The organism is Microbacterium sp. GbtcB4 (assembly GCF_019091465.1).
Lineage (GTDB): Bacteria > Actinomycetota > Actinomycetes > Actinomycetales > Microbacteriaceae > Microbacterium > Microbacterium paraoxydans.
In genome coordinates this window covers 233,208-258,240 of sequence record NZ_JAGXJJ010000001.1, presented here as the reverse complement: position 1 = coordinate 258,240, position 25,033 = coordinate 233,208, and the positions used below count along the sequence as shown (strand labels likewise).

The window sequence follows — 25,033 nt, the reverse complement described above, 5'->3', positions numbered from 1 at the left end:
GGCATCCACGTGAACTCAGGCAACCGCGCGGGCTCAGGCGAGTGGAGGGGAAAGGTGCCTGATGCCGCGCGAGCGCCTGAACCCGCGCGGGGGTCAGCCGGCGAAGGGGAGGACCGGGAGGCCGTGCACCCCGGGGCGCACCGCGAACACCGAGCCCGCGGCGGTGCCGTGATCGGACGGCAGGCCCTGCGCGGAGGTCGTGATGAAGAGCGTGCCGAGGTCGTCGCCGCCGAAGGTGCACGCACTGACCTGCGGCACCGGCAGCACGATGTCCTCGCGCACGGCCCCGGACGGCTCGAACCCCCGCACGCGGCTCCCGCCCCACAGCGCGACCCAGACGCTGCCGTCCGCGGCGACCGTGAGGCCGTCGGGCACGCCGTCGTCTTCGGGGATGTGGGCGAACACCCGGCGTCCGCGGAGGTCGCCCTCGGTCACGTCGAACACGTCGATCCGGCCGGTGTCGGTGTCCACGTAGTAGACGCGGCGGCCGTCCGGGGAGTAGCTGACACCGTTGGACGAGGTCACGCGGGGGAGCACCGTGGTCACGTCGAGGGCGGCGTCGATGCGGAGCACGGTCCCGGCACCCGCGGTGGAGTCCGTGGACATCGATCCGGCCAGGAGTCGTCCTCGCGGGTCGCAGCAGCCGTCGTTCATGCGTACCGCGCCGTCGTCGAGCAGCGTCGCGACGGGACGGGCCTCCGCGTCGGGGCCGTCGGCGAGGTACAGGGTGCGCGCGCCCACCGCCACGAAGCCCCCGGACGTCCGCGGGCGGAAGAACGCGAGGTACTCGTCGTCGACGTGCTGGCGGACGATCTCGTCGCCGCGGAGCGTGAGCAGATCGCCCGCGTCTCCGTCGACCCAGCGCAGGCCGCCCCACCCGGGCCACCAGACCGGGGCCTCGGCGTGGACGGCGACCGGTCCGGTCACGTTCTCGGGGGTCATGCGCCCTCCGCCGTCCGCCGCGGGTCGGTCACGGGGAGCGGCTCCGGAACGGGGTCGGCATGATCCGCCGCTGCGGCCGGCGCGGACGGAAGCTCCTTCGCGACCTGCTTCTCGAGCACGGTCACGGCCTCGTCGGAGAGCAGGATGAGGCCGTCGAGCTCCTCGCGCACCCGCTTGTAGGCGATGTTCCGCTCGGACTGCGTCGCCGACTCGTCCACGGCGACCTTGAGGAGCTGCTGCGCGCGGTCGAGGCGCTTGCGCTCGGCCTCGGTGAACGTCGAGTCGCGCAGGCGCCGGGCGTCCTTCTCCGCGATCTCGAACGCGACCGCGTAGTCGCCGACGGCCTGCAGGTACTCCGCGATCTGCTGCTCCGTGAGCTTCGCGTCGGCGGAGGCCGGACGCAGCGCGTCCGCGGTCTTCTTCGCGCGGAGGAAGGCGGCCGTCAGCGGCTGGCGGCCGTCGCTCATGGCGGGGAACGCGATGAGCTTGGCGACGTCGAGCTCGTAGTCCAGCCAGCGCGCGGTGATCTCGTCGTGCTCGGCGAAGAGGCGGGCGAGCAGGTCGTCGGGCGCCACCGACGCCGTCGTGTCGACGACAGTGGGACCGCCGTGCTTCGCCTGCCGGGCGGCCGCGCGCGCCTCGATCTCGGCGGTCTTGACCTGCGCCTTCATGCGCAGGGCCTCCAGCCGGCGCTCGTGCCGACGCTTGGAGCCGCGCTCCCAGGCCTTGGCGACTCCGCCGGCCATGCCCATGATCGGGAAGACGAGCCACCAGTAGTTACCCGCGAAGTTCCAGAAGCCCCGGATGAACTCGTCCATGATGGGTTCAGCCTACTGCGCGACGGCGGGTCGCCGGGGGCCCGCACGAGAGGGAGGGCGGCCGCATGAAGAGCGTCGGCATCGTCGGGATCGAGAACAGCCACGCCACGGAGATCGTCCGCTTCCTGAACGTCGAGGCCCCGGACGTGCCCGTGCGGATCACGGCCCTCGTGGCAGGGGAGCCGGAGCGCACGCGGGAACTGGCCGCGCTCGGCGGCATCGAACGTGTCGTCGACGAGGCGGGCGCGCTCCTCGGCACGGTGGATGCGCTCATCGTGACCGCCCGCGACGGTGCCGATCATCGCGCCCTCGCCGTCCCCTTCCTGGAAGCCGGGGTGCCGGTCTGGGTCGACAAGCCGCTCGCGGCGACCGTCGCCGATGCTGACGCGATCCTCGCCGCCGCGCAGCGTGGCCGGGTGCCCGTCACCTCGTCGTCCACGCTCCGTTGGCTCGCGGACACCGCGGAGCTCGTGGCGGAGGCCGCCCGCATTGGGGAGGTCCAGGCGGTCTCCGTCACGGGGCCGGCCGATCCGGACAGCCCGTACAGCGGCATCTTCTTCTACGGCATCCACCTCGCCGATCTCGCCCAGGTTCTGCGGCCCGGCACCGCGGAGGACGTCGAGGTGCAGTCCCTGCCCGCGGGTGTCGTCGCCCGCTACCGGGTCGGCGGGGTGCCGGTGGCGCTGGAGTTCGTGCGGCCGGACGGGGATCGTCAGGTGCCGTTCCGGGCGGCCGTCGTCGGCCGCCGGGGCATCGCGAGCCGGGAGATCCCGATCGGCCCCGGCTACGTGCAGCCCGGCGTCCGTGCCTTCGCCGGGATGCTCGAGACCGGCGAGCCGCCGGTTCCCGCGCCCGAGATGCGCGCCCCGATCGCCGTGCTCGAGATGGTCGCCGAGGCTCTCGCCTCCCGCTGACCCGGGCACAGGTTCGGAGATCGGATCCGGCACGCCGTCCACAGGTCCCGTGCGGCGGCGTGTCGCCTCCGGTCGCCGAAGTCGTGCCCGGGGCCGGAATCAGGCCTTCGTGAGGTCCTGCGCGAGCATGAGGATGATCCCGCTGGGGCCGCGGAGGTAGGTGAGCCGGTAGATGTCCCGGTAGTTCGCGACGCCGCGCAAGGGGTGGAATCCGTGTCGGGCGGCGATGGCGAGGGAGGCATCGATGTCGTCGACGGAGAAGGCGATCCGGTGCATGCCGATCTCGTTCGGCCTCGTCGGCTCCGTCTCGATCGCCTCGGGATGGATGTACTCGAACAGCTCGATCTGCCCGTGCCCGTCCGGGGTCTGCAGCACGGCGATCCGCGCGTGGTTCCCGTCGAGCCCGACCGCGGTGGACGCCCACTCGCCGCTGACCTCGTCCCGTCCGACCACGGAGAGGCCCAGGTCGATGAAGAACGCGATGGTGGCGTCGAGGTCGCGCACGGCGATCCCGATGTTCTCGAAGGCGATAGCCATGCCCGCGATGCTACTCCGGCCTCAACGACCGAGCTTCCCGGCGCAGGCCACGCAGTATTCCGCGAACGGCCGTACCTCCAGGCGCTCCGGCGGGATGGGCCGCCCGCAGTGCGCGCAGATGCCGTAGGTCCCTGCGTCCATCCGCATCAGCGCCTCGTCCACCTGGCGGAGCTCCGCCTGTGCCGCCTCGGCGAGCCCCGACAGCCGCGACCACTCCGACGAGAGCGTCACCCCCTCCGGGTCGTGTTCGTCATCGTCGTTCGAGCCCTCGCGGTCGCGCATGAGCTCCGCGAGCGTCGCCGCCGTCGCCGTGACGCGGGTTTCGGCCTCGGCGCGGCGCTCTTGCAACAGCGCACGCAGATCCATCCGCCCACTCTAGGCCCGCCCTGCGACACTCGCGTCGTCGCCGGACCAGGCATCCCCGCGAGATCAGGCGACATCGGCAGCAGGTGCCTGAACTCCCGCGCCCGCCTGTCCTCTCCGGACAGCGTGCCCCCGCGACCGCTCGCGCAGGATCAGGCGCCCGCGCGGGTTCAGGCGACACCGGTGACAGGCGCCTGAACCGGCGTGACTGCCTGTCCTCCCGGACTGCCTGAACCCGCGAACGCGGTTCAGCCGCGACGGGTGCGCGGCGCCTCCACGGTGGGCACGGAGTCGGTGTGCACGCTGGGGTGGTCCCGCTCCAGCGCCGCGCCCTCCATGTCGACGTTCGGGATGATGCGGTCGAGCCACTTCGGCAGCCACCAAGCCGAGCGTCCGAGCAGGTGCATGAGCGCGGGCATCAGCAGCATCCGCACCACGAATGCATCGAGTAGCACGCCGAAAGCGAGACCGAACCCGATGGACCGGATGATGGTCGACTCCGAGAACACGAATCCGCCGAACACCGACACCATGATGAGCGCGGCCGCGATGACCACCGAGCGCCCGGCTCGGAAGCCCTGGGCCACGGCATCGCGCGCGGAGGCGCCGTGCACGTAGGCCTCCCGCATCCCCGACGCGAGGAAGAGCTGGTAGTCCATCGCGAGTCCGAACAGGATGCCGACGAGGATCACCGGCAGGAAGCTCAGGATCGGACCGGTGCTGTGCAATCCGATGAGGTCGGCGCCCCACCCCCACTGGAACACCGCGACGATGAGTCCGTACGTCGCGAACAGCGACAGCACGAACCCTCCCGTGGCGATGAGCGGCACGAGCAGCGAGCGGAACACGACGATCATGATGAGCAGCGACAGGCCCACGACGACCACGAGGTACAGCGGGAGCACGCTCGCCAGCGCCTCGGAGATGTCGATGTTGGTGGCAGCCTGACCGGCGACGCCGAGGGTGATGCCGCCGTCGATCTCGGGGAGACCCCGCAGGTCCTGCACCAGCTCCTCGGTGGAGGCGCTGTTCGGGCCTCCGGCGGGCAGCACCTGGAAGGCGAGGAGCGTGTTGTCGTCCGACGTGGCGATGGGGGCCACCGCGACCACGTCGTCCTGCTCGGCGATCTTCTCCGCGACGGTCACCTGGGTGGCCAGCAGGTCGTCGTCGCTCACGGCGTCGTCGAGGGTCGCGGTGACCAGGAGCGGGCCGTTCGCGCCCTCGCCGAACTGCTCGTCGACGGTCTGGAACGCGCGGTAGCTGGTGGAGTCGGCGGGTTCGCTCGACCCGTCCGGAAGGCCGAGGCGCATCGACATAGCGGGGATCGCGATCACGAGCAGCGCGACGACGCTGACGAGCGCGGTGACGACCGCGCGCAGCGTCGACATCCGGCGCACGGGCTTCCCGGCCGCGTGCTCCTGGCCGATGGTCGCCCGCGCCTTGCGACCGAGCAGGCGGGTGCCGACGAGGCCGAGGATCGCCGGGGCGAGGGTCACGGCCACGAGCACGGCGACGGCGACGCAGACGGCGCCCACCGTGCCCATGAGGCCGAGGAACGGCACGCCCGTCACGTTGAGGGCGAGGAGCGCGACGATGACGGTGGTCCCCGCGAACACCACCGCGGTCCCGGAGGTGCCGGTGGCCAGACCGATGGACTCGCGCACGGGCGACCCGGCCAGCAGCTGCTTGCGGTGCCGGTTCACGATGAAGAGGGAGTAGTCGATGCCGACCGCGAGCCCCAGCATCACGCCGAGGACGGGAGTGACCGAGGCCATGTCGACGACGCCGGAGAACGCCAGGGACGCCGTGACGCCCACCCCGACGCCGACCACGGCGGTGACGATGGGCAGGGCCGCACCGATCAGCGAACCCAGCATCACGATGAGCACGACGGCGGCGAACGCGAGACCGATGGCCTCGCCGACGCCGAAGATCTCCGGCACGCCCTGGGCGATGTCGGTGCCGAAGTCGACCGTCACACCGTCGATCTCCTCGTCCTGGAAGTGGGCGATGGTGCTCTGCTTGGTCTCCTCGGCGAGTTCCAGGCGCGGGTCGACGAAGGAGACGTTGACGATGGCCGTGGAGCCGTCCTCCGAGACGACGCCGACGCCGTCCGCGAGGTCGAGGAGGGTCGTGCCGAGCTCCAGCTGCTCCGCGTTGTCGGCGAGCTCGTCGCGGTTCGCGTCGATGGTGGCCTGCTGGGCCTCGAGCTGCGCGAGCTGGGCGTTCAGCTCTGCGAGCTGCGCGTCGAGCGCGGCGGTCTGCTCGGGCGGCGCGCCGGCGGCCTCGGCCTGAGCCCGCGCGCCTTCGAGCTGGGTGATCCCGGCGTCGAGCTGTGCCCGGCCATCGTCGAGCTGGGCCTGGCCGGCGTCGAGCTGGGCCTGCCCGTTCTCGAGCTGGGTCCGGCCGTCGGTCAGCTCCTTCGCCTGCTCATCCTGCTGCCGCTGGGCGTCGAACGGGTCGACGACGGAGGCGACGCCGTCGAGGTCTTCCGCGCTCGCGGCGAGGTCGGAGATCGCCTGCTTCTGCTCGTCGGTGAAGGGCTCGCCGTCGTCCGTCCGATAGACGACCGTCCCGGTGCCGCCGGCGGTGTCCGGCAGCTTGTCGGCGAGCTGATCGGTGACCTCGCCGGAGGCGGTGCCCGGGATGTCGAAGCTGTTGCTCAGCGTGCCGCCGAAGGTGAGGAAGGCGCCGACGCCGAGCCCGAGGATGACCACCCAGGAGACGATCACCGTCCACGCCCTGCGCGCAGCGAAAGAACCCAGACGGAACAGCAGTGAAGCCACGTGATCTCCTTCAGACGAAAAGAGCATACGGCACGTCTCGTCTAGGGATCTGTGGCTATCCTGAACGCATGGTGAACGAGCATCGCAGCGGCCCTGTGCGCAGCACCGCGGCCCGCGAGGCGATCCTCGACGCGACGGCCCGGCTCTTCCACAATCAGGGGTACGACCGGCTCACGATCGAGGGCATCGCCAAGGAGGCCAAGGTCGGCAAGCAGACCATCTACCGCTGGTGGCCGTCGCGGGGTGCGCTCATCGGGGAGTGCCTGGCCGAGGGACGCCTCATCCCCGTGGACTTCGTCGTGCCCGACACCGGAGACCTCTCCGCCGACGTGGAGACCTGGCTGCGGAGCGTCCTGTCCATCCTCGAGAAGCCGCAGGGCGGCGTGCTGCTGCGGTCGCTCGTGGCCGCGGCCACGGAGGATGCGTCGGTCGGCGCTCACCTCGGCGAGAGCCTCGGGGTGGAGAAGTACCTGTCGGAGCGTCTCCGCGGCGGCATCCGCGACGGTCAGCTGCCGGAGGACGCCCCGGTCGAGCAACTCGGTCGCGCGATCCTCGGGGCCATCATCGTGGAGTCCCTCGGCCGCGAGGCCCACGATCCGGGTTCCGTCGTCGCCCTGACCCGCTACTTCTTCGCGCGCTGAGGTCGCGGATCCGCACGAGGTCGCACGGATTCCTGGTATCCCTGCGACCCGGGTGCGAATCTGCGACGCGGGCCCGGGTCAGCCGAGGAGCAGGGTGAGGACGGTCGCGCCGCCGCCACCGAGGATCAGCGCCACGATGACCGTCCACGCGATGATGCGGATGCGCCGGTTGCGCTTCTCGCCGAGGTCGCCGTAGTCCTCGCTGAGGCCGTCGCCGCTCATGCGCTGACCGGTTCCGTGACGGTCGGACCGAAGTACGACGGCAGCGTGGCCTGCGAGCGCTCGCGGAGCTCGGCGGCCGAGACGGTGAAGACGTCCTGCACCTCGAGCTGCGGCTCGCTGTCCGTGACGCCGATGCGGGCGACCGGGTAGCCGCGGCCCTCGCAGAGTCCGCGGAACTTCACGTCGTCCTCGCGGGGGACGGTCACGATGACGCGGCCGGTCGACTCGGAGAACAGGGCGGTCGCGGCGTCCACGCCGTCGCGCTCGATGATCTCGTTGAGCCAGACCCGGGCGCCGACGCCGAAGCGCATGACGCCCTCGGCCAGGGCCTGCGCGAGACCACCTTCGGAGAGGTCGTGCGCCGAGGAGATGAGCCACTCGTCCCGGGCGGCGGCGAGCAGTCCGGCGAGGCGCTTCTCGCCCGCGAGGTCGACCTTCGGCGGGCGGCCGCCGAGGTGCTGGTGCACGACCTCGGCCCACGCGGAGCCGGAGAGCTCGGTCGACGTGGTGCCGAGCAGGTAGATGTTCTGCCCCTCGTCCTGCCATCCGGACGGGATGCGGCGGGAGACGTCGTCGATGATGCCGAGCACGCCGACGAGCGGGGTCGGGTGGATCGGCACATCGCCGGTCTGGTTGTAGAACGAGACGTTGCCGCCGGTGACCGGAGTGCCCAGTTCGTAGCAGCCGTCTGCGAGGCCGTCGACGGTCTGCCCGAACTGCCACATGACCTCGGGGTTCTCGGGAGAACCGAAGTTGAGGCAGTCGGTGATCGCGGTCGGCACGGCACCGGTCACGGCGACGTTGCGGTACGCCTCGGCGAGGGCGAGCTGCGCGCCGGCGTACGGGTCGAGCTGGCAGTAGCGGCCGTTGGCGTCCGTCGCGACGGAGAAGCCGAGGCCGGACTCCTCGTCCACGCGGATCATGCCGGCGTCGTCGGGGAAGCTCAGGGCCGTGTTGCCGAGCACGTAGTAGTCGTACTGGTTCGTGATCCAGCTCGTGTCGGCGAGGTTCGGGGAGGCGACGAGGGCGAGGAACTGCTCGCGCAGCGTCTCGGCATCGTTCGCGCGAGGCAGGTTCTCGGCGGCGTCCGCCTGTAGGGCGTCGATCCACGTCGGGTAGGCGACCGGACGGTCGTAGACGGGACCGTCGACCGCGACGGTCGAGGGGTCGACGTCGACGATGCGCTCGCCCTGCCAGTCGATGATGAGGCGTCCGTCGCCGGTGACCTCGCCGAGCACGGAGGTCTCGACCTCCCACTTGTTCACGACGGCCAGGAAGGCGTCGAGCTTCTCAGGGGCGACGATCGCCATCATGCGCTCCTGCGACTCCGACATGAGGATCTCTTCGGCCGTCAGCGTGGGGTCGCGCAGCAGCACGTTGTCGAGCGAGACGTGCATGCCGCTGTTGCCGTTGGCCGCGAGCTCGCTGGTCGCGCAGGAGATGCCGGCGGCACCGAGGTCCTGGATGGCCTCGACGAGCTCGCCGCGGTAGAGCTCCAGACAGCACTCGATGAGCACCTTCTCGGCGAACGGGTCGCCCACCTGCACCGCGGGGCGCTTGGTGGGGCCGCCGTCGGCGAACGTGTCGGAGGCCAGGATGCTCGCGCCGCCGATGCCGTCGCCGCCGGTGCGGGCACCGAACAGGACGACCTTGTTGCCGACGCCGGTGGCGTTCGCGAGCTTGAGGTCTTCGTGGCGCAGCACGCCCACCGCGAGCGCGTTCACGAGCGGGTTGGCCTGGTAGACGCTGTCGAAGACCGTCTCGCCGCCGATGTTCGGAAGACCGAGGCAGTTGCCGTAAAAGCTGATGCCGCTGGTCACGCCGTGCACGACGCGGGCGGTGTCCGGGTGGTCGATCGCACCGAAGCGCAGCGCATCCATGACGGCGACGGGGCGGGCGCCCATCGAGATGATGTCGCGGACGATGCCGCCGACGCCGGTGGCCGCACCCTGGAACGGCTCGATGAACGACGGGTGGTTGTGCGACTCGGCCTTGAAGGTGACGGCCCAGCCCTCGCCGACGTCGACGACGCCCGCGTTCTGGCCCATGCCGACCATCAGGCGTTCCTTCATCTCGTCGGAGACCTTCTGGCCGAAGCGGCGCAGGTAGTTCTTGCTCGACTTGTAGGAGCAGTGCTCCGACCACATCACCGAGTACATCGCCAGCTCGCCCGAGGTGGGGCGGCGGCCGAGGATCTCCTTGATGCGCGCGTACTCGTCGTCCTTGAGCCCGAGGGCGCCGTACGGCTGCTCCTTCTCGGGCGTTGCGATCGCGTTCTCGACGGAGTCGGGGACGTGCTGGGGGGAAGGTGCAGGGGCGGTGGTCACGCGCACTCCAAAGGAAGGGGCCGGCGGGGCGTGTTCAGTCTACCGGCGCGGTCGGGGCCGTTCTCTCGTGCGTGCTGTCGCACGGCGTCGGGGTGGGAAGGCGGCGGCCTCATGGCAGCTCGGCGAGGCTCAGGCCCTGTGCGCGTGCGGCGGCCGCCAGCTCACGGTCGAAGGTGAGGAGCGCCGTGACCACGTCGCCGAGTTCGAGCGCGGCGGCGAGGTGGAGAGCATCCAGAGTGCGGAGCCCTGAGCCTGCCCGGATGGCCGAGGTCAGCGTCTCGTCGTCGAGGGAGACGAGCGCGACGCGGTCGAGGAGGTCGACGACGGCTGCGCGGTCGAGGGAACGGCGGTCGGCGAGCGCGTGCAGCTCCACGGCGAGGAGGCGCGAGGAGACGAACTCGCTGCCGTTCGCGAAAGCGCGGACGACCGCTTCCGACCCCTCTTCCTCGATGAGTGCCTTCGCAGCCGCTGAGGTGTCGAGGTAGATCACGACCGGTCGGCCCGAAGCTCGTCGAGGATCTCCGTCACGGATAGCGAGTCCGGCACGGGGGCGCGGCGGAGCGGACCGCTCGCGCGGGGCAGCGTCACCCGCCCGTTGGCGATCATGCGCGTCCATGCCGTCTCGGCGGGCGGCGACAGCTCGGCGATCGGGCGCCCGCGGTCTGTCACGGTCAGGTGTTCGCCGGCGGTGACGCGCGCCAGCACCCGCGCGGTCTGCTGATTCAGCTCGGTTTTCGACACGGTGCCCATCTCCTCAGGGTAGATCCAAAGTAGTAGAACTACTAGTTCTCCGATTCGTGGGTCCAGTGAACCATCGCTCGGCGACATTGCGAGGCCGCACGGATGGATCTCCCCGAAGGCTCTGGATAACTCTCCTGAAGGGCGGTGTCAGGAGGAGGAGTGCGCTGCCGCGAATCGCTGCGCCAGAGTCCCCGCCGCCTCGCGCAGGGCCTCGGGCCGGACCACCGTGAACGGCGCGTCGAACCGGGCCACCGCGGCGAGCACACCCGTCCATGACCAGGAGCCGACCGTGACCCGGCACGAGTCCTCCGACAGCGGCACCGCAGCGCCGTCTCCGACCCACGGCGCCACCTCCCTCGCGGGCAGGGCGATGTCCACCACCCCCGTGCACGGCCAGCGGTCCTCGGTCGTCGAGCCCTTGGCGCGGGCGGCGAGGAAGGTCTGCGCGTCCGCGGCGGGAAGAGGCCGCGGCGCGAAGGAGGGGCCGGTCGGCGTCCGCGGCCGCAGTCGATCGAGGCGATACGTGCGCCAGTCGGCCGCGTCCTGGTCCCAGGCCAGCAGGTACCAGCGGCCCTCGCGCGCCACGACGGCATGGGGCTCGGTGCGCCGTGGCGGGCGGTCCCGCTCGGAGCCGTAGTCGAAGCGGAGCACCTTCCGCTCACGCACCGCCGCGCTCGCCGCCTCCAGCACGGCCGGGTCGGCGCGGACCTCTGCCGGCGCTCCGTCGAAGCGGATCCCGTCGATGCGGTGGCGCAGGCGCGAGGGCATGACCTGACGGACGGTCGCGAGAGCGCGCTGAGCGGCCTCGGTGACCTCGACCCCGGTCGCGCTCGCACTCTGGAGGGCGACGGCGATGGCCACGGCCTGCTCGTCGTCGAACAGGAGCGGCGGCATATCCGACCCCGCTTCGAGGCGATAGCCGCCGTACGGGCCCTTGCTCGATTCGATGCGGTAGCCGAGCGTGCGCAGCCGATCGACGTCGCGGCGCACCGTGCGCGGTGTGACGCCGAGGCGGTCGGCGAGCTCCCCGCCCGGCCAGTCGCGCGTCGCCTGCAGCAGGGACAGCAGCGCGAGCATCCGCGACGAGCTTCCGGTCATGGCTCCATTCTGCGGCGGAAAGAGGACAGAAACAGACCTCTATCCCTGGAACCGTGGGATCACACGGTCCGATCGGCGGACCGGGACACGGAGGACACCATGACTCTCACGACCACCACCCACCTCAACTTCCGCGGCACGGCCCGTCAGGCCCTCGACTTCTACCGGTCGGTCTTCGGCGGCGAGGTGACCGCGGCGACCTACGGACAGTTCGGGATGCCGGAGGGCGTTCCCGGGTTCGACAAGCTCGTGTTCGGGCAGCTCGACGGGCCCGTGCGGCTGATGGCGTACGACATCCCGGGCGCGGACGACACGGCCGCGACTGCCGGCACCACCCGTCGCGAGAACGGGACGACGATCACGGACCGCTCCTTCTTCCAGTCGCTGCGGGCGGACTCCCTGGATGAGCTGCAGCCCGTCTGGGACGCTCTCGTCGAGGGGGCGACCGTGATCGAACCTCTCGCCGCCTCCGCCTGGTCCGCCGGTTTCGGCATGCTCACCGACCGCTTCGGCGTGACCTGGGTCCTCGACGTCGCCTGACCCCACTCGGACGCTCGACCCGGCCCCATGCGGTCGACCCGGCCCCTTGCGCCCGTCCGCAACGGGCCGGGATGCACGTAACGGGGTGGGTCACCGCCCGTGGGCGACATGACATGTCAAGGGCCTCTTCGTCGTCGGTCGCCTGACGTAGAAAGGAGGAGACGAAAGGCAGGGCATGGCCGCAGGAGACATCGAGACGTTCTCGCGCAACGGCATCTGGTTCAACCGGATCCAGGGCGAGTCGCACACGCTGGGCAGCAGCTTCGAGTCGATGGAGGAGGCGGTGAAGGTCGGCCGTGGCGCGGCGACAGCGCGTCAGGTGCAGCATTTCGTGCGCACCGAGGAGGGGCCGTCCGACGACGTGGCCCCGAATGAGGCCCACCCGCGCGACCTCATGTGGTGAGTCGCGGATGATCCTGCAGGCCTGCGTGAACGGTGCCAGGGACGTTGCGGAGCATCCGTGGCTGAGCGCCGACGAGACGGTGGTGGCCCAGGACGCCGCGGCGGCCGTGGATGCTGGTGCCGCAGAGATCCACGTGCATGCGAAGGACGCCGCCGGCCGCGACTCCCTGGCGCCCGAGGATGTGCGGCGGTGGCTCGGAGCCGTCCGTGCCGCGGCGCCGGGAGTGCGCGTGGGAGTGACGACCGGCGCCTGGGCCGAACCGGACGTGTCGAGGCGCCTCGAGGCGATCGAGGGCTGGACGGAACTCCCCGACTATGCCTCCGTGAACTGGCACGAGGCCGGGGCGGACGAGGTGGCGGCGGCGCTGCATCGACGGGGGATCGGTGTGGAAGCGGGTATCTGGGACGCGGCAGGGCTCGAGGCCTGGCGGGTCTCCCCGGTCCGTGGGGCCTGCCTGCGCGTGCTGGTCGAGCTTGCCGCGGAGGCCGCCGACGTCGTCCGTCCGCACGCCGAAGGACTCATCGCCCACGTGGCGCGCGAGGAGCCCGACCTGCCGATCCTGCTGCACGGTGAGGAGCTGTCGGCCTGGCCCGCCCTCGACCTCGCCGGGGAGCTCGACCTCGACACGCGGATCGGCCTGGAGGACACGCTCCTCCTGCCGGACGGCGCCGACGCCCCGAGCAACGCCGCCCTCGTCCGCGCCGCCCGCGCCCGCCTCCGCCGCGCCTAGCTCCGCCGCACCGTGGCACCCGTGCGGGTGCAGAAACGTCCCTCTCTCCGCGGATTCAGGTCCCTTTTCGCACTCCACATCTCAGGCCCGCTCGTGCGAGTGCAGACCGTGCCTCACCGCGCAGACTCCCGCCCGTTTTCGCATTCCCCAGCGCCGGCTGCACACGCCCTGCCGCGGATGCGAAACCGCTCCTCCCGTGGCGCGCTTCGGTCCGCTCTCGCACTCCGCGCCGCGGGGGCTGATCCCGGCCCTTGAACGCGAGTGCAGAACCGCACCTCCCGTCGCCGGTTCCGGGGCGTTCTCGCACTCGACTTCGGAAGGGGGCGGTCCGAACCGTGTCAGGGTTTTCCCGAGGAGTACGAGCGCCCCTACGCTGGAGCGATGTTCGCCGGTGCCTCCGTCTACTTCCTGCTCGTCTACGTGGTCGTCCCGCTCCTCGCGCTGCTGCTCCTGTGGCTGATCATCTACTCGGCGGTCCGGGCGGCACTGACTGCGCACCGCCGCGCCCTCGCCGCGGAGCGCACCACCGCGCCGGACACCCCCTGATCCTGCGCTTCTAGCGCTCTCGTGCCCGCATGCCTCGCCCCTGACGTCGGGTGCAGGCGCAGAACTGCTCCTCCCGCCACCCGGCTCCGGCACGTTTCTGCGCTTCCCTGCACGGGTGCCCGTCCGGGACACCGGTGCGGGTGCAGAAACGTCCCTGGTCTTGCCAGTACCGGAACGTTTCCGCACTCCCCAGCGGGTGCGCCACTCCGCCTCTGTGCGAGTGCAGAAACGTCCCTGGCCTCGCCCGCTCCGGAACGTCTTCGCACTCGCAACGTCATGCGCGCCGCGCGGGACCCGGTGCGGGTGCAGAAACGTCCATAGTTCCGCCTGTCACGGAACGTTTTCGCACTCCGCACCCGCAGGAGGCCGCACGAAGACCCCCGGACTCACCCCGCACTCCACCCGCCCCAGTCGGGACGGTCCACGATGCAGAAGCGGTTCCCCTCGGGGTCTTCCATGATGATGTAGTCGGCGTCGTCGGGCCGACCGTCCCAGTGGACCTCCCGTGCTCCGAGCCCGGCGAGGCGCTCCACCTCGGCAGCCTGGTCCTCCGCGTAGATGTCGAGGTGGATGCGCGGGGGCAGCACACGCTCCGAGTGGTGCGCGTCGAGCGCGATGCACGGTGCGTCGGCGTCGCGGGGTTTGAGTACGACCCAGTCGTCCTCCGCGGGGTCTCGTTCGACGTAGTCGAGGGCTGCCTTCCAGAACGCAGTCTGGGCCGGGAGGTCGTCTACGCGGATCACGATCGACACGATCTTCAACATGCCGCCGAGGGTACGGCGAGGGTAGGCCTCCGCGGAGGGGCTTGCGCCGCCGCGCGGGATCAGCTTCCGCAACGGGGCGGTGGGGCGATCACCGGCTCCGAGGCGCGCCGTGCTGGTCGGTGGAGGTGACGGCGACACGAGCGCCCTGGGCGACCGTGTCGGCGAGCGTCCCGACCGCGGCCCATTCCGCCGGTGTCGTGTCGGAGTGGTGTGACCGGCATCCCGCCGGAAGCGACCCCGTCCGATATCGTGCGGCCATGGAGATCACATCCGAGCTGACGCACGAGACCGATGACGACGCACGGTCGGGGACCGCGCCAGAGGCGGAGGAGGCCGAGCGCGCGGAGCGGCGCCGGCTGGCCGTGAACCGCTTCGGATGGATTGTCGCGTGGGGTGTGTCCGTCGTGGCTCTGATCGTCGGCGTGAGTCTCACGGGAGTCGGGACGGTCAAGCACATCGTCGAGTACAGCGACAGCTACGACGTCTTCACGCGCGAGGTCTGGCCCGCGGGTCTCGTGCTCCTGGGCGTGGGTGCACTCGGCGTCATCGCCACCGCCCTCGCCACCGCGGTCCTCACGCAGAGGCGCTGACCCCGGACGGAGAATGCCCCCGCCGTTCGGGTCGGCGGGGGCGTCGGTTCCATGGAGTCGCGTTACTGCACGGACCAGCCGCCGTCGGAGGCGAGGATGGCGCCGTTGATGTTCACGGCGTCGTCCGAGAGCAGGAAGGTGATCGATGCGGCCAGGTGCTCAGCGGTCGCGACGGTCGGGATGGCCTGCTGGAACGGGGCGAGGCGGCCGGAGCCGTACTCGGACATGTGCGGGGGCATGGGGATTCCGGTGGCGACGCCGCCCGGGGCGACGGAGTTCACGCGGATGCCCTTCGGCCCGTACATGAAGGCGGCCGACTTGGTGACGCCGACGATGCCGTGCTTGCTGGCCGTGTAGGCGTTGCCCGAGGCGTTGCCGCGCAGGCCCGCCTCGCTCGACACGTTGAGGATCGCGCCGCGGCCGGCCTTCTCCATGACGGGGATGACCGCGCGCATGAGCTTGAACGGCGCGGTGAGGTTGATCGCGATGACGCGGTCCCACACGGCATCCGGGGTCTCGCCGGCGGGGGAGAAGTCGTCGTTGATGCCGGCGACGTTCGCGAGGCCGTCGATGCGGTCGCCCGCGGCCGCGACGACGGCGTCGATCGCGTCCTGCGTGGTGAGGTCGCCCGCGACCGTCACGATGTCGGCGTCCGGCAGCTCGGCCTTGAGGGCGTCGAGCTTCTCGGCGGCGATGTCGCTGGCGATCACGCGACCGCCTTCCCGGGCGATGCGCGAGGCGGTGGCTTTGCCGATGCCGGACGCGGCGCCGGTGACGATGACGGTCTTGCCGGCGAAGCGGCCGGAGGTGACCTTCTCGGTCCAGCCCTCGGAGGCGTCGTCCTCCGGGATCTCGCCGTTGTTCGCGGCGCGCACGAGGTCGTCGACGACCGACTGCGGGAGCTGGCCCTGGCTCATGGCGACGAGCTGCTGCAGGGGGAGCCCGAGCACGGGGGTCAGGAGCTCGGGGTCGGCGCCCGTCTGCTCGAACAGGCCCCGGATGAGCGGGCCGCCGGTGGGGTCGTTCATCCAGTCGCCGATGGTGGAGTGTGCGGTGAGGGCCATGCTCTTTCTCCTTGCTCGGGTTTCCGTCGTAGTTTCGCAACGGTGCGTCTACTTATGTTCCAGTGTACGCCTCTGTACGCTCGAAAGGTGCCCCGTCCTCGCAGTGAAAAGGCCCGCCAGTCCGTGCTGGAGGCGATGCGTCGCGCGCTCGCCGCAGACGGATACGAGGCCGTGACGATCGAGGGCCTCGCGGCGGAGGCGGAGGTGTCGAAGCAGACGATCTACCGGTGGTGGCCGTCGAAGGCCGCGATCCTCGGGGAGGCGTTGCTCGAGGGGACCGTCCCTGGTTCGGATGTCGTCGTGCCGATGACGGACGACCTCGGCGCGGACCTGCGCGCGTGGTTCACGGCGGTGTCCGCGGGGCTCGCTCGGCCCGAGGGTGTCTCGCTCGCGCGGGCGCTCATCGAGGTGACGGCGGCTGACCCCGAGCTGGGGCTCGTCTTGAACGAGCGGCTGGCGGCGCCGATCCGGGAGTGGGTGGCGGAGCGGATGTCGCGCGGACGCGCGGACGGAGACGTACGGGCCGACGTGGATGCCGCCGCGGTCGCCGACGAGTTCATCGCGATCGCCTCATACTCCGCCCTGATCGGGCAGCCGTTGAGTGCGGAGCGGGTGGACGAGACGGTGGTGCGGTTGCTGCGGGGGATCGCGGCGTAGCCGAGTCTCTCGCTGGATCGCGGTGAGGCGCCACGGTCGCGGTGCTCCCTACTGCATTCCCCGGATACCCCGAGTCGAGAACATCGGCTATGACCTCATATGTATGCTTTTATATGTCGCATGACACAGAGAGCGCGATCCCGCGGCATCGGGTCGGGGCCGGCGGGCGTGTGGTGGCCGTGGGTGAGGAACTGCTAGAGGTGGACATCATGCTTTATGTCGCGGTGGGCGTAGCTCTTCTCCTCTGGGGGGCGTTGGTGGGGCGGGTCGGCACGAAGCTCGGCACTCTTCTCGCCATCGTTCCCGTTCTGGTGTGGTTCGGGGTCCTGGCGTGGTTCGGCTCGTCGGGCGACCTCGACAGCCCGCCCGGAGATGCGCTACCGGTGTACCTCGTGATCGGGCTCCTTGCCTTCACGATCGGCGTCAACCTCACCAATCGCTTCGTGGCCGTGCGCAATTCACGACAGAAACCATGACCCGGGCGGCGTGTGATGCCGGCGACGAGTGTGGCGGTGACGTCTCGACGGTGCCGCCGGCCGGGGTTTGACCTGCGCGGGCTGAGGCGTCGCCCTTCGCCACCGGGAAGCAGACCGGCCCGCGAGACCGCCACATCTCGACCAAAGAGACGGCGGTGCGCTTGCTGCGGGGGATCGCGGCGTGACTAGTCCGCGGTCGGGCTGAACCGGAGCACGTTCGTCTCACGCCTGCGGAACCCGACGGACTCGTACAGCCGCAGTGCGGACTCTCGGGACGGGCGTGAGGTGAGATCGAGCGTCCGGAGCCCGCGCTCTTGCGCGAGCTGAGTCATGTGCTCCAAAAGAAGCCGCGCGATGCCCCGCCCTCGTTCCGCCTCGTCGACTACGACATCTTCGACGTGCCCGCGGAGCCCGGTCAGGGAAGGCGCGGTCACGAGAGTGGCGGTGCCTACGATGCGCCCAAAGTCACGCGCCACCAGGAGATCCGTCGCCTCGTGTGCGATGACCGCCTCGGTTCGAGCGCGATCGAATTCGGCCGATGCGGAGAGCTGCACCAGGAGCGATGCAATTGCTTCGGCGTCCGCGTCCGTGAGTTCGCGCAACGATTCGATGGTCAGGAGTGACTCGTCCATCTCGGTACGGTAGCCCGATTCGGAGCGGATCGCCGCGCCACGAACGGTGTGCGGGCAGGAGAAGGCCCCGCCACCCTTACGGGTAGCGGGGCCGAACGAGCTGAGCTGTAGTCCCCTAGTCACTCTTTTCGGAAGAGAATGCTCCCGAAGCCGACGAGCATGAGACATGCGCCAAACAGACCAGTCAGAGCAGCAGGTGCGAGGTTCCCAGCCGTGTGCTCCGCGTCCGAGATGTAGCCCTCAGCAATCGCCATGACGATGGCGAGGATGATGACGCCGGCACCGACAAATCCAATGGTGACCATCGCTCGTCGCGTTCGTTGCTTCACAATCGCTCCTACGGGTTGCATCCTGCGGCCAAGACGTCGCTGTACCTTACGTCAGGCCGCCAAGCGTCGAGGTTCCAGGGCGACTTGAAAGGGGCGATGTCGACGTGGCACCGAAGCTGGTTATAGAACTTGTTGCCCTCGTACTGCGCACCCACCCAGAGCTTGTATTCCGCCCACCAGTTGGAGAACGGCGTGATCGCCCAGCCGGAGCGGGGGGTGACTCCAACGGTTGTGCCGTAGCGGCTCCAGCTGAGCTTCACGTCGGTGATGAGATTTCCCCGCACAGCAGGGTCCGCAACGACCGGATACGCGAAGTCTGACCTGTGCTCCACGACCTGCACTAGCGTGTTCCCCTGCTGCTCGTACCAGGTGGGCACGTCGCGACCGTTGGCGTCCTTTGCCCAGGCCGGATCGATCATCGCTGCCGGCTGTCCAGCCTCGTCAAGAACGGCGAAGAATCCGTCTCCTGCGTCGACGAGCTGGCCGCCGTCGGCAACGGCGATCGGATACTCGAAGACAGCCGGGGCTGATGCGGTTTCGATGATGGTCGTGATCTGCACGACCCCGTCTTCGCGAACCAGGGGGACGGTGGTGGATCCATCGGCGTTGTTGAAGTGGACGAGGCCGTCTGCATCAGCAATGCCACGCGCAGCCTCCGAAGGGTTGGGGAGCCCGACGGTCACGACGTCGCCGCCGCTCCTGACTGCGGCGATATTCATCATTGCTCCTTCGCTGATCATTCCGCCGACATGTAAGACGTTACTTCGTGGGTGTGTGTACTGTCTGTCCTCCTTTCGGCGGACAGGCCGTGACGGACAGGCGGAGCGTGCAGAGGTTTAAAAGCTGGAGTCTGGGCCACGGCGAATGAAGCAAGGGTGAAAGGCGTCTCCAACCAGGGGGCGTCTGACAAAGGTCTACGCGCGCCGAATATGGGTGGCAGACGAGCCTTAGCTCCCTATGCGTCGTCGCGGTCCGGAATGGTCAAGTTCAGCCGAGTGGATCTTGGCTCTACGTCTGGCTCCATGTGCAGAGCGGCGCGATCGCGTACGTAGGCGGCACTGGATTCGACCCAGAGCTGCGCGCTTACCTGCATGTCATGAGTGAGGACCCTCAGCTTGGACGCGTGCGAGCAATGGTTCCTCACTACCACGAGCGAGACCTCGATGTGCTCGCGTTTGATCTGCCCGATCGCATCGACCGGCGGGCTGCCAAGCAGGCGCTGATCGCGCATCTCGCAGAGGGCGGAACAGCGAGCGAACTACGCGAGGTCACCTATCCCATCATTCGGCCGATAGAAGATCACCGCGGTTAGGTAGGGCAAGAATCTGCCGCCTCGAGGTCACCTCGTTGAGGGTGGACCGGGCTCTCTGGTGCGGGCTAGGTCGACGCCGAGGCGATGTCGTCCGCGTGCTGGGAGTAAGACCGTCGCTCGCGTTCCGTCGGAGCAGCACGTGCGGCATCGCGAAACGCAGACCTCGCTTCATCGACGCGCCTGAGGCGCTGCAGGAGATCTCCCCGAACCGCTGAGTAGAGGTGGTGTCCTCCCAGCGAGCTCTCGAGCGCCTCCGTCAGTGCGAGGGCTTCGGCCGGTCGTCCCGCGTTCGCGACGGCGACCGCACGATTCAGGCGGACGAATGGCGATGCATCCACCTGCTCCAGCACCCCGTAGATGTCGGCGATGCGGGCGTGGTCGATCTCCATGCCCGGGTCGGGGCGGACGTACTCGGCCGCGACGGTGGCGCGGATGAGGTGCCGTCCGCCGTGGATGCCCGCCCGTGCCGCCTCCTCGACGGCGTCGTCGAGAAGCCGCAGCCCCTCCTCGATCTCGGAGACATCCCACAGTTCGCGATCCTGTTCGTCGAACGGCACGGACAGGCCGTCGGGCGTCGTGCGTGCTGCACGGCGGGAGTGCTGAAGAAGAAGGAGGGCGAGAAGCCCCGTGAACTCGAGTCGAGCCGGGGAGTCCGCGGGGAGCAGCTGCCGGCACAGCCGAGCAAGGCGGATGGCCTCGGCGCCGGGGTCGGGCTGGAGCGTCGGATCGGAGTAGCCGATGGTGAACAGGGCGGACAGGACCTCGCAGACGCTCGCGCTTCGACTGTCGAGTTGTGCGGCATCCGGAACGCGGTACGGGATGTTCGCGTGCGCGATCTTGGCCCGCGCCCGCACGAGTCTCTTCTCCATCGTCGCGGGTGCGACCGCGAAGATCCCGGCGAGCTGTTCGATCGACACGTTCAGGACGGTGCGGAGCGTCAACGCCGCGCGGGCTTCCAGGGGCAGCGCGGGATGGCAGGCGGTGAAGATCAGCTTCAGCCGCTCGTCCCCGTGCGGGAACACGTCGTCGTGGTCGTCGGCTTCCCGGGTGTTGTCGACGCCATCGTGCGGCTCGTGCTCCAGCCGGGCCACCGCCCGGCGCTCGGCGTTCGCGTGCCGGACGAGGTCGATTGCGCGGCGGCGCGCGACGGTCGTGACCCAGGCGGCGGGGTTCGCCGGAACCCCGTCGCCTGGCCACCGCTCGACCGCTCGCGCGAGAGCATCCTGAACGGCGTCTTCCGCGAGGGTCCAGTCGTGGACTGAGCCGATCACGCTCGCGACCACACGGCCGTACTCGATCGATGCCACGTGCCGCACGGCGGCCATGGCATCCGGAAACGTGCCCGGCGGCTCCTCCGGTGTGGTCACATCGTCGACCCGAGCGGCCACACGGGCCGCACCTCCACCAGGCCGAACCGGGCCATCGGGTGTGCGGCGGCGATCTCGATCGCGGCGTCGAGGTCGTCGGCATCGATCACGTCGAACCCGGCGATCCATTCGCGGCTCTCGGTGAACGGTCCGTCGGCCACGATCCGCTCGCCGGCTCGGACGCGCACGGTCGTGGCGTCTTCGACAGGCCGCAGACGGTCGCCCAAGACGTACGAGCCGCTGTCCTGCAGCGACGCCACCCATTCCCCGGCGTTGTCCTCGGCCTCGACATAGGGCTCAGCGGTCGGGTCGGTGCAGATGAAAAGTACGTAGCGCATGTGTTCTCCTCAAGGTCTTTCTACAGCTACTTACCCAGACGACGGACGACCACCAGCGCAGAGGACACAGATTCGGGAAAAGGATCGCGTCGAAACACTGAACGCGAACGGGCGGGCCTCAGAAGTCGCCTTCGGCCACCTGGAAGCAGACCAGTCTTGACGATGTTGTCGGCGCGCTGGTCGCCGGTGGCGCGTGGGGTGGAATGGATGAGGGCTGGCGCCACCTCCGCGACGGCAGCCCGGCTGGGGATCACGACATGGGTCCGGGCGGCAAGGAATTCCGGGGCGCGTCGAGATATCGCCTCATCATCGCGAAGTGCCACACGGCGGCGCCCGTCGCCGCAGTCGCTTCGAGCGCCGGAGCGAGCTGCGGCACAGAGTCCGCGCCTGCGAGCACCGCGACGAACCAGCCCCAAACGCACAGGGTCGCGACGAGATGGCGGCGGGGGTGTGTGATCGTTTCGAACCACGTCGAATGCTCGACGACGAGCGGCTGCTCCGATCGCACGTCACGCACCATCGGGATTCCGGCCATTCGTCACCCTTCGGGTTAGCCAACGCCTCATCATGTGCAGGTACCACGCGGCACCGATCAGCGCGGTGGTCACGAACAACCATGGCCCTGTAGGGGGATAGAGCACTGAGAGCACCGTGGCTGCTGCGATCAGCAGGCCCATCGCGATTGTCAGCGCCCGTTCGCGCCCGCGCTCTGTGATCACTCCCCTCCAGGTTCGCGGCACATCCCTCATCTGCAGGGACCTCCTCGGTACGTGTCGACCCACCACACCAAGCCCGGAACCACATACGGTTGGGTGGCAGTGACCTGGACAGTGTCTGGGGCTGGGCTTTTGGCCGACGAACATCGTGGCTCCCTTCTCGTGTAGCTCGGTGCGAGCGAAAGACGCGTGCGTCAACGTCGCGTCGTCGGGCTCGGCGACGAACGCGGCATGTCCCCGGGAGAGCAGGACGCCAGCGTGGGGATGAGGCTCAGCGCGAAGATGCTCCATGTGCTCAGCGTCCCGACGAGGTTCTGGCGTCGTTGCGAGACCATCGAGAACCACGAGCGGTCGCCTCCGAGCGGATCGTCAACGAAGGTGCGGGCTCCCACGTCGCTTCTGCTCGACATCACGACGAGAGTTGTGCCGAAGCCGGCGGTAGGCCGCTCTTCCCAAGAGGAAGATGGCGTACCCCGCACCGCCGACGACGACGAGCCACAGGAGGATAACGGTTACGGCGAAGACGTTTCCGAACATTGGGGTTCCTTCGTGCTGCAGCGCTGGCGGCGTTCAATAGGTGGAGACGGATGTGCCGCTTACGCGGATCCCGATAGAGCCCTTTGTGGTTGCCCAGGCCAAGTTCGCGGTGTACCGGAGTTCCGCCCATGCCGGGCCCGCGGCGCTCTGCGTCGCCCGCTTGATGCTGCCCGATCGGGTGCAGGAGCCGGCGACGTTGTCGCAGGTGAGCGATCGCATGTCGCGAACCCTCGCGCGACCTGAAGTGCTGGTCTGGTAGTCGATGACGAAGGTCGCGCTGCTGATGAGGTCGTAGACCCCCACCCGGCATCCAACTTTCCAGCCCGCGGAGCTTCTGCAACCGCTGATCGAGGACCGTGTTGCTGCGTCTGACGCACCGGTTGGAAGCTCGATCTCGGTCCAACTCCGAGAACCGTCGGCGAAGATGCTGACGGTGCGAGTGCCGGTGCTCGTGGATTCGATCATCGTCCGCACAGGGCCCTTTCCAGCAAGTGAGTCGGGAGCTTCGCCGTGCTCCATCTTGTCGACGAGCTGATCCTGGATCTCCAGGTCGATGCCGCCCTCGGTCATCGTGGATCGGATCGCTGACTCTTCGGCGTCGGAGAGAAGTCCCGCATCGGCCGAAGCGGGAGCCGCGAGGAGCAGCGTTGAAGCCACACTCAGGCCAGCCACCAGTCCGAGGCTAGGAATGTGCCGTCTCATGGATCCTCCTATGCGATCTGTATCTGCAGTGAGTAAAGCGCACGCATGAGGACGATTGCAATATATTTGGATGACGAACGTAGTCCAGGCGATGGTGTCGGAAAATGGTGCGGTTCCCGGCGCCGAAAGGGGCTCACTGAGTGTTGGCCTGGGATTGATCGGCTCTCGGGTGGGCTGCCGCCGTCCGCCCATCCGTGAACCGCGCCTGCGCGCGGTCATGGCGTCGCGGCACGGGCACATGCTCCGTCGCGGCCGCGAGGCCCATGCGCTTCGTCGAGACGTACACGCTCTCGGCGGTGTCGACGAGGAACGTCTCGTGCCACACGCCGACCGCTCCCGGAGCCTTGCGGGCGGCGCGGTTGAAGGCGGTCCACGCCGGACGATGCTGCTGGTCCGGGTTCGACGCATAGGCGTACAGCTTGTCGACCGACGACCAGAACTGCACGACGTAGGGTCCACCCGATCCGAGGAGGAGTTGGTAGCCGAGCAGTCCGGAGTCGGGCTCAGTGCTGAGCTCGCGGAGCATGCGCGGCATGGCGACGAACGCCGGCAGCCACAGGTCAGGGCGCCACCAGCGGTTGATCTGCATCCCGATGTGGAACACGACGAGCTCGCCCTCGTGGCGGTGGGTCATGCGGCCCGTGACGACTTTCGACATGGCGACTCCTCGATTGGATAGCGATGCTATCCATAATGGATAGCGCTACTATCGAAGTCAAGAGGTGGCCATGAGGATTTCCGAACTGTCAGCGCAGACCGGCGTGACCGTGCCGACGATCAAGTACTACCTGCGTGAGGGACTGCTCCCCGAGGGCGCGCGCACCTCCGCGACGCAGGCCGCGTACGGCGAGAAGCACGTCGAGCGGCTGCGCGTCATCCGGGCACTGCTCGACGCGGGGGTGAGCATCGCTGAGACGCGACGGGTGGTCGCGGCGCTGGATGACCCGCCCGCGAACCCGCACGAGCTGCTGGGGACCGCGCATGCCGCGATCACCCCGCCGGTGGATGAGTCTTTGGACCTCGCCGGCGCCGAGGCGCTCGCCGCCCAGCTCGGGTGGAAGCCGGGGATGTGTGACCCCGCGGTGCTGCATGCGGTCGCGCGAGCGTCGCAGGGGCTGGAGCGCGTCGGGTTCACGGTTCCGGAGGCGGTGATGGCGGAGTACCTCGCGAGTGCGCGGCGGATCGCGGATGCGGAGATCGCGGGGGTGCCGGAAGAGTCTGCGGAGGCGGCGGTGCGGTACGTAGTGCTGGGGTCGGTGTTGGTGGAGCCGCTGTTGTTGGCGTTGCGGCGGGTGGCGCAGCAGGTGAGCTCGGGGGAGCGGTTTGACGGCTAGCCGCAATTCTTCGACGCTGAGTCGAGGCCTGACGTAAGCGAAGACCTCCGGGAAGATGTGGGTTGACGCTTACGTTCGCTCCACGGAGGTCGCCATGACTCACGCTGGCGCTGCATCCCATACCCGAGGGGCAGAGAGCCCGCTTGACTTGCCTCGTCGTGGGTGATGGCTAGCCGCCGCGCGGCCGAGCGGTCTCAATGCCCGCCGGCGACGGCGTCGCGGTGGACTCGCCGGTATCCAGCCGACCTGCCGTTAACGGGCCGCAGCTCTATGCTCTTCCGGCAGCCTCGCGTTGGTCCCACCACCCTGGAGTTTGGTGTCTTCGCGCTGCAGTGGGCCCGCCGATCCGGTCTGTACCGAATCGGGTATCAGCTGCATGGCTCCACGGTCAGCCGCGTCCGCTCCCGCTATCGGATGACGCTGTTGCATCATCTTGACCAGGCCACCGACCTCCGGTGCTCGATGGCAACGTGTAGTGAGATGATTGATGCGGTTCGTGGTCCTTGTCGAGCCCGTCCGGGATTCCCTGACGCGATGCAGCGACGGTGTCGGAACGTTGAGCCAGAACCAAGCGTATGTAGGCATCGGTAGCGTTGTCCACTACTTG

At 69.3% G+C, this 25,033-nt stretch carries 33 protein-coding genes and 2 pseudogenes; 13 read left to right on the top strand and 22 right to left on the bottom strand.

The window, feature by feature from the left end:
* Positions 1-93: 93 nt before the first annotated feature.
* On the bottom strand, positions 94-942 hold the full coding sequence (locus KVS71_RS01180; RefSeq protein ID WP_217582982.1) for an SMP-30/gluconolactonase/LRE family protein: 849 nt from the start codon (positions 940-942) through the stop codon (positions 94-96).
* Positions 939-1,760 (bottom strand): hypothetical protein, encoded by an 822-nt coding sequence (locus KVS71_RS01175; protein ID WP_217582981.1) that lies wholly within the window; start codon positions 1,758-1,760, stop codon positions 939-941. The genes KVS71_RS01180 and KVS71_RS01175 overlap by 4 nt, the downstream gene beginning before the upstream one ends.
* 65 nt (positions 1,761-1,825) lie before the next feature.
* On the opposite strand from KVS71_RS01175, the gene KVS71_RS01170 reads away from it, so the two are divergent.
* A complete protein-coding gene (locus tag KVS71_RS01170) occupies positions 1,826-2,674 on the top strand; it encodes a Gfo/Idh/MocA family oxidoreductase (RefSeq protein ID WP_217582980.1) in 849 nt (282 codons plus the stop codon).
* Positions 2,675-2,773: 99 nt separating this feature from the next.
* Here KVS71_RS01170 and KVS71_RS01165 read toward each other — a convergent pair whose 3' ends face one another.
* The 3 genes from KVS71_RS01165 to KVS71_RS01155 form a co-directional block, all read right to left on the bottom strand.
* On the bottom strand, positions 2,774-3,211 hold the full coding sequence (locus tag KVS71_RS01165; RefSeq protein ID WP_217582978.1) for a VOC family protein: 438 nt from the start codon (positions 3,209-3,211) through the stop codon (positions 2,774-2,776).
* 21 nt (positions 3,212-3,232) lie between these two features.
* Positions 3,233-3,577 carry a TraR/DksA C4-type zinc finger protein gene (locus tag KVS71_RS01160; RefSeq protein WP_217582976.1) on the bottom strand — a complete coding sequence of 115 codons (345 nt, stop codon included), beginning with the start codon at positions 3,575-3,577 and terminating at the stop codon, positions 3,233-3,235.
* 245 nt (positions 3,578-3,822) lie between these two features.
* Complete coding sequence (locus tag KVS71_RS01155) at positions 3,823-6,360, bottom strand: MMPL family transporter (RefSeq protein ID WP_217582975.1); 2,538 nt, start codon at positions 6,358-6,360, stop codon at positions 3,823-3,825.
* A gap of 68 nt (positions 6,361-6,428) precedes the next feature.
* On the opposite strand from KVS71_RS01155, the gene KVS71_RS01150 reads away from it, so the two are divergent.
* The gene (locus KVS71_RS01150; protein WP_217582973.1) at positions 6,429-7,001 is read left to right on the top strand and encodes a TetR/AcrR family transcriptional regulator; all 573 of its coding nucleotides are present in this window, start codon (positions 6,429-6,431) and stop codon (positions 6,999-7,001) included.
* Between the two features lie 78 nt (positions 7,002-7,079).
* Here KVS71_RS01150 and KVS71_RS01145 read toward each other — a convergent pair whose 3' ends face one another.
* The 5 genes from KVS71_RS01145 to KVS71_RS01125 all read right to left on the bottom strand — a co-directional run bounded on the left by KVS71_RS01145 (position 7,080) and on the right by KVS71_RS01125 (position 11,389).
* Positions 7,080-7,223, bottom strand: coding sequence for a hypothetical protein (locus tag KVS71_RS01145; RefSeq protein WP_017202962.1), 144 nt, complete (start codon positions 7,221-7,223; stop codon positions 7,080-7,082).
* Positions 7,220-9,550 carry a phosphoribosylformylglycinamidine synthase subunit PurL gene (purL, locus tag KVS71_RS01140; protein ID WP_136051028.1) on the bottom strand — a complete coding sequence of 777 codons (2,331 nt, stop codon included), beginning with the start codon at positions 9,548-9,550 and terminating at the stop codon, positions 7,220-7,222. The genes KVS71_RS01145 and purL overlap by 4 nt, the downstream gene beginning before the upstream one ends.
* Before the next feature lie 109 nt (positions 9,551-9,659).
* Positions 9,660-10,040: a PIN domain-containing protein gene (locus KVS71_RS01135; RefSeq protein ID WP_217582972.1), complete on the bottom strand. Its 381-nt coding sequence runs from the start codon at positions 10,038-10,040 to the stop codon at positions 9,660-9,662.
* Positions 10,037-10,300, bottom strand: coding sequence for a type II toxin-antitoxin system Phd/YefM family antitoxin (locus KVS71_RS01130; protein ID WP_060921288.1), 264 nt, complete (start codon positions 10,298-10,300; stop codon positions 10,037-10,039). The genes KVS71_RS01135 and KVS71_RS01130 overlap by 4 nt, the downstream gene beginning before the upstream one ends.
* 138 nt (positions 10,301-10,438) lie before the next feature.
* Positions 10,439-11,389: a WYL domain-containing protein gene (locus KVS71_RS01125; protein ID WP_217582971.1), complete on the bottom strand. Its 951-nt coding sequence runs from the start codon at positions 11,387-11,389 to the stop codon at positions 10,439-10,441.
* 99 nt (positions 11,390-11,488) lie between these two features.
* On the opposite strand from KVS71_RS01125, the gene KVS71_RS01120 reads away from it, so the two are divergent.
* From KVS71_RS01120 to KVS71_RS01105, 4 genes are all read left to right on the top strand, one after another.
* On the top strand, positions 11,489-11,929 hold the full coding sequence (locus KVS71_RS01120; protein ID WP_217582969.1) for a VOC family protein: 441 nt from the start codon (positions 11,489-11,491) through the stop codon (positions 11,927-11,929).
* 175 nt (positions 11,930-12,104) lie between these two features.
* Positions 12,105-12,332: a hypothetical protein gene (locus tag KVS71_RS01115; protein ID WP_025104100.1), complete on the top strand. Its 228-nt coding sequence runs from the start codon at positions 12,105-12,107 to the stop codon at positions 12,330-12,332.
* A 7-nt stretch (positions 12,333-12,339) separates the two neighbouring features.
* On the top strand, positions 12,340-13,062 hold the full coding sequence (locus KVS71_RS01110) for a 3-keto-5-aminohexanoate cleavage protein (RefSeq protein WP_217582967.1): 723 nt from the start codon (positions 12,340-12,342) through the stop codon (positions 13,060-13,062).
* 381 nt (positions 13,063-13,443) lie between these two features.
* Positions 13,444-13,608, top strand: coding sequence for a hypothetical protein (locus KVS71_RS01105; protein WP_158698493.1), 165 nt, complete (start codon positions 13,444-13,446; stop codon positions 13,606-13,608).
* 386 nt (positions 13,609-13,994) lie between these two features.
* Here KVS71_RS01105 and KVS71_RS01100 read toward each other — a convergent pair whose 3' ends face one another.
* Together KVS71_RS01100 and KVS71_RS01095 are read right to left on the bottom strand one after the other, a co-directional pair.
* The gene (locus KVS71_RS01100; RefSeq protein ID WP_136051033.1) at positions 13,995-14,372 is read right to left on the bottom strand and encodes a VOC family protein; all 378 of its coding nucleotides are present in this window, start codon (positions 14,370-14,372) and stop codon (positions 13,995-13,997) included.
* 88 nt (positions 14,373-14,460) lie between these two features.
* The gene (locus tag KVS71_RS01095) at positions 14,461-14,631 is read right to left on the bottom strand and encodes a hypothetical protein (protein ID WP_217582964.1); all 171 of its coding nucleotides are present in this window, start codon (positions 14,629-14,631) and stop codon (positions 14,461-14,463) included.
* Between KVS71_RS01095 and KVS71_RS01090 the strand changes: the two genes are divergently transcribed.
* On the top strand, positions 14,630-14,962 hold the full coding sequence (locus KVS71_RS01090) for a hypothetical protein (RefSeq protein ID WP_217582962.1): 333 nt from the start codon (positions 14,630-14,632) through the stop codon (positions 14,960-14,962). The genes KVS71_RS01095 and KVS71_RS01090 overlap by 2 nt on opposite strands.
* Positions 14,963-15,024: 62 nt before the next feature.
* Here the strand turns inward: KVS71_RS01090 and KVS71_RS01085 are convergent, their stop codons facing one another.
* The gene (locus tag KVS71_RS01085; RefSeq protein WP_217582959.1) at positions 15,025-16,026 is read right to left on the bottom strand and encodes an SDR family NAD(P)-dependent oxidoreductase; all 1,002 of its coding nucleotides are present in this window, start codon (positions 16,024-16,026) and stop codon (positions 15,025-15,027) included.
* Between the two features lie 87 nt (positions 16,027-16,113).
* Between KVS71_RS01085 and KVS71_RS01080 the strand changes: the two genes are divergently transcribed.
* Together KVS71_RS01080 and KVS71_RS01075 are read left to right on the top strand one after the other, a co-directional pair.
* Positions 16,114-16,683, top strand: coding sequence for a TetR/AcrR family transcriptional regulator (locus KVS71_RS01080; RefSeq protein ID WP_368874527.1), 570 nt, complete (start codon positions 16,114-16,116; stop codon positions 16,681-16,683).
* Between the two features lie 113 nt (positions 16,684-16,796).
* The gene (locus KVS71_RS01075; RefSeq protein ID WP_217582948.1) at positions 16,797-17,159 is read left to right on the top strand and encodes a hypothetical protein; all 363 of its coding nucleotides are present in this window, start codon (positions 16,797-16,799) and stop codon (positions 17,157-17,159) included.
* Between the two features lie 185 nt (positions 17,160-17,344).
* Here the strand turns inward: KVS71_RS01075 and KVS71_RS01070 are convergent, their stop codons facing one another.
* The 3 genes from KVS71_RS01070 to KVS71_RS20200 all read right to left on the bottom strand — a co-directional run bounded on the left by KVS71_RS01070 (position 17,345) and on the right by KVS71_RS20200 (position 18,275).
* Positions 17,345-17,791, bottom strand: a complete 447-nt coding sequence (locus KVS71_RS01070; protein WP_217582946.1) for a GNAT family N-acetyltransferase — start codon at positions 17,789-17,791, stop codon at positions 17,345-17,347.
* 119 nt (positions 17,792-17,910) lie between these two features.
* Positions 17,911-18,120, bottom strand: a complete 210-nt coding sequence (locus tag KVS71_RS01065; RefSeq protein ID WP_217582945.1) for a hypothetical protein — start codon at positions 18,118-18,120, stop codon at positions 17,911-17,913.
* An 8-nt stretch (positions 18,121-18,128) separates the two neighbouring features.
* Positions 18,129-18,275, bottom strand: a complete 147-nt coding sequence (locus tag KVS71_RS20200) for a DUF2599 domain-containing protein (protein ID WP_368874548.1) — start codon at positions 18,273-18,275, stop codon at positions 18,129-18,131.
* A 191-nt stretch (positions 18,276-18,466) separates the two neighbouring features.
* Between KVS71_RS20200 and KVS71_RS19920 the strand changes: the two are divergent.
* Together KVS71_RS19920 and KVS71_RS01055 are read left to right on the top strand one after the other, a co-directional pair.
* Positions 18,467-18,586 (top strand): annotated as a pseudogene (locus KVS71_RS19920) (IS481 family transposase); the annotation flags it as partial.
* A 630-nt stretch (positions 18,587-19,216) separates the two neighbouring features.
* The gene (locus KVS71_RS01055) at positions 19,217-19,432 is read left to right on the top strand and encodes a hypothetical protein (protein WP_217582941.1); all 216 of its coding nucleotides are present in this window, start codon (positions 19,217-19,219) and stop codon (positions 19,430-19,432) included.
* A 65-nt stretch (positions 19,433-19,497) separates the two neighbouring features.
* On the opposite strand, the gene KVS71_RS01050 is transcribed toward KVS71_RS01055, so the two are convergent.
* The 6 genes from KVS71_RS01050 to KVS71_RS01025 form a co-directional block, all read right to left on the bottom strand.
* The gene (locus KVS71_RS01050) at positions 19,498-20,799 is read right to left on the bottom strand and encodes a DUF6596 domain-containing protein (protein ID WP_217582939.1); all 1,302 of its coding nucleotides are present in this window, start codon (positions 20,797-20,799) and stop codon (positions 19,498-19,500) included.
* Entirely contained in the window at positions 20,796-21,137 is a 342-nt protein-coding gene (locus KVS71_RS01045; RefSeq protein ID WP_017202934.1) for a YciI family protein, read from the bottom strand. The genes KVS71_RS01050 and KVS71_RS01045 overlap by 4 nt, the downstream gene beginning before the upstream one ends.
* A 250-nt stretch (positions 21,138-21,387) precedes the next feature.
* Positions 21,388-21,672, bottom strand: coding sequence for a hypothetical protein (locus KVS71_RS01040; protein ID WP_217582938.1), 285 nt, complete (start codon positions 21,670-21,672; stop codon positions 21,388-21,390).
* A 375-nt stretch (positions 21,673-22,047) separates the two neighbouring features.
* On the bottom strand, positions 22,048-22,263 hold the full coding sequence (locus KVS71_RS01035; protein WP_217582936.1) for a hypothetical protein: 216 nt from the start codon (positions 22,261-22,263) through the stop codon (positions 22,048-22,050).
* Between the two features lie 160 nt (positions 22,264-22,423).
* Positions 22,424-23,062 (bottom strand): hypothetical protein, encoded by a 639-nt coding sequence (locus KVS71_RS01030; RefSeq protein WP_217582935.1) that lies wholly within the window; start codon positions 23,060-23,062, stop codon positions 22,424-22,426.
* 163 nt (positions 23,063-23,225) lie between these two features.
* Complete coding sequence (locus tag KVS71_RS01025; RefSeq protein ID WP_217582933.1) at positions 23,226-23,750, bottom strand: DUF4188 domain-containing protein; 525 nt, start codon at positions 23,748-23,750, stop codon at positions 23,226-23,228.
* Positions 23,751-23,820: 70 nt separating this feature from the next.
* Here KVS71_RS01025 and KVS71_RS01020 point away from each other — a divergent pair, with 70 nt between their 5' ends.
* Positions 23,821-24,426, top strand: a complete 606-nt coding sequence (locus tag KVS71_RS01020; protein ID WP_217582929.1) for a MerR family transcriptional regulator — start codon at positions 23,821-23,823, stop codon at positions 24,424-24,426.
* 104 nt (positions 24,427-24,530) lie between these two features.
* Positions 24,531-24,696, top strand: a pseudogene (locus KVS71_RS19915) (IS481 family transposase); the annotation flags it as partial.
* Positions 24,697-25,033 lie beyond the last annotated feature (337 nt).

Coding starts and splice junctions, on each gene's coding strand:
- KVS71_RS01180 (WP_217582982.1), bottom strand. CDS start 942: ATGACCCCCGAGAACGTGACCGGACCGGTCGCCGTCCACGCCGAGGCC.
- KVS71_RS01175 (WP_217582981.1), bottom strand. CDS start 1,760: ATGGACGAGTTCATCCGGGGCTTCTGGAACTTCGCGGGTAACTACTGG.
- KVS71_RS01170 (WP_217582980.1), top strand. CDS start 1,826: ATGAAGAGCGTCGGCATCGTCGGGATCGAGAACAGCCACGCCACGGAG.
- KVS71_RS01165 (WP_217582978.1), bottom strand. CDS start 3,211: ATGGCTATCGCCTTCGAGAACATCGGGATCGCCGTGCGCGACCTCGAC.
- KVS71_RS01160 (WP_217582976.1), bottom strand. CDS start 3,577: ATGGATCTGCGTGCGCTGTTGCAAGAGCGCCGCGCCGAGGCCGAAACC.
- KVS71_RS01150 (WP_217582973.1), top strand. CDS start 6,429: ATGGTGAACGAGCATCGCAGCGGCCCTGTGCGCAGCACCGCGGCCCGC.
- KVS71_RS01145 (WP_017202962.1), bottom strand. CDS start 7,223: ATGAGCGGCGACGGCCTCAGCGAGGACTACGGCGACCTCGGCGAGAAG.
- KVS71_RS01130 (WP_060921288.1), bottom strand. CDS start 10,300: ATGGGCACCGTGTCGAAAACCGAGCTGAATCAGCAGACCGCGCGGGTG.
- KVS71_RS01125 (WP_217582971.1), bottom strand. CDS start 11,389: ATGACCGGAAGCTCGTCGCGGATGCTCGCGCTGCTGTCCCTGCTGCAG.
- KVS71_RS01120 (WP_217582969.1), top strand. CDS start 11,489: ATGACTCTCACGACCACCACCCACCTCAACTTCCGCGGCACGGCCCGT.
- KVS71_RS01115 (WP_025104100.1), top strand. CDS start 12,105: ATGGCCGCAGGAGACATCGAGACGTTCTCGCGCAACGGCATCTGGTTC.
- KVS71_RS01110 (WP_217582967.1), top strand. CDS start 12,340: ATGATCCTGCAGGCCTGCGTGAACGGTGCCAGGGACGTTGCGGAGCAT.
- KVS71_RS01105 (WP_158698493.1), top strand. CDS start 13,444: ATGTTCGCCGGTGCCTCCGTCTACTTCCTGCTCGTCTACGTGGTCGTC.
- KVS71_RS01100 (WP_136051033.1), bottom strand. CDS start 14,372: ATGTTGAAGATCGTGTCGATCGTGATCCGCGTAGACGACCTCCCGGCC.
- KVS71_RS01090 (WP_217582962.1), top strand. CDS start 14,630: ATGGAGATCACATCCGAGCTGACGCACGAGACCGATGACGACGCACGG.
- KVS71_RS01095 (WP_217582964.1), bottom strand. CDS start 14,631: ATGGCCGCACGATATCGGACGGGGTCGCTTCCGGCGGGATGCCGGTCA.
- KVS71_RS01085 (WP_217582959.1), bottom strand. CDS start 16,026: ATGGCCCTCACCGCACACTCCACCATCGGCGACTGGATGAACGACCCC.
- KVS71_RS01075 (WP_217582948.1), top strand. CDS start 16,797: ATGTCGCATGACACAGAGAGCGCGATCCCGCGGCATCGGGTCGGGGCC.
- KVS71_RS01070 (WP_217582946.1), bottom strand. CDS start 17,791: ATGGACGAGTCACTCCTGACCATCGAATCGTTGCGCGAACTCACGGAC.
- KVS71_RS01055 (WP_217582941.1), top strand. CDS start 19,217: ATGAGTGAGGACCCTCAGCTTGGACGCGTGCGAGCAATGGTTCCTCAC.
- KVS71_RS01045 (WP_017202934.1), bottom strand. CDS start 21,137: ATGCGCTACGTACTTTTCATCTGCACCGACCCGACCGCTGAGCCCTAT.
- KVS71_RS01040 (WP_217582938.1), bottom strand. CDS start 21,672: ATGGCCGGAATCCCGATGGTGCGTGACGTGCGATCGGAGCAGCCGCTC.
- KVS71_RS01035 (WP_217582936.1), bottom strand. CDS start 22,263: ATGTCGAGCAGAAGCGACGTGGGAGCCCGCACCTTCGTTGACGATCCG.
- KVS71_RS01025 (WP_217582933.1), bottom strand. CDS start 23,750: ATGTCGAAAGTCGTCACGGGCCGCATGACCCACCGCCACGAGGGCGAG.
- KVS71_RS01020 (WP_217582929.1), top strand. CDS start 23,821: ATGAGGATTTCCGAACTGTCAGCGCAGACCGGCGTGACCGTGCCGACG.